General features: G+C 69.3%; 1 protein-coding gene. It reads right to left on the bottom strand.

Annotated features, from left to right (window positions below; translation table 11 throughout):
* Nucleotides 1–417 (bottom strand): condensation domain-containing protein (locus OQ789_RS25825; protein WP_324689267.1); only part of this gene is annotated, 417 nt, incomplete at both ends.

The following is a 417-nucleotide window of genomic DNA, read 5'->3' as shown; positions in this document are numbered from 1 at the left end:
CGCCAGGGTGCTCCTGGGTCGCCGGGGACGATCTGCACCGGTTCGTCGAACTCCGTGCTGAACCGGGCCGCCAGGTGCGGGTGTCGGGTGATCACGGTGTGCACCGCCTCGCGCAGCCGGTCGGCGTCGAGCGGGCCGGTGAGGGTGATCGCGAGTTGCACCGCATACACGTCATCGCCGAGGCCCTGGGAGGTGTTGGCGTGGAAGAGCAGCCCTTGCTGTAGCGGGGTCAACGGCAACACGTCGACGATGTCGTACTGCCCGGACAGGTCGTCGAGCTGGGTCTGGGTCAGTCGGGCCGGGACGATGTCCGACGGGGTCAACCCGCCCCCACCACTGTTGACGTGCGCGCAGATCCCGGCCAGCGCCTCAAACCACAACCCGCCCAACCGTTCGACGTCGGTGCGGCCGAGCACC

Source organism: Mycobacterium sp. 94-17, from assembly GCF_035617725.1.
Lineage (GTDB): Bacteria > Actinomycetota > Actinomycetes > Mycobacteriales > Mycobacteriaceae > Mycobacterium.
This window is presented reverse-complemented; position numbering and strand designations above follow the sequence as displayed.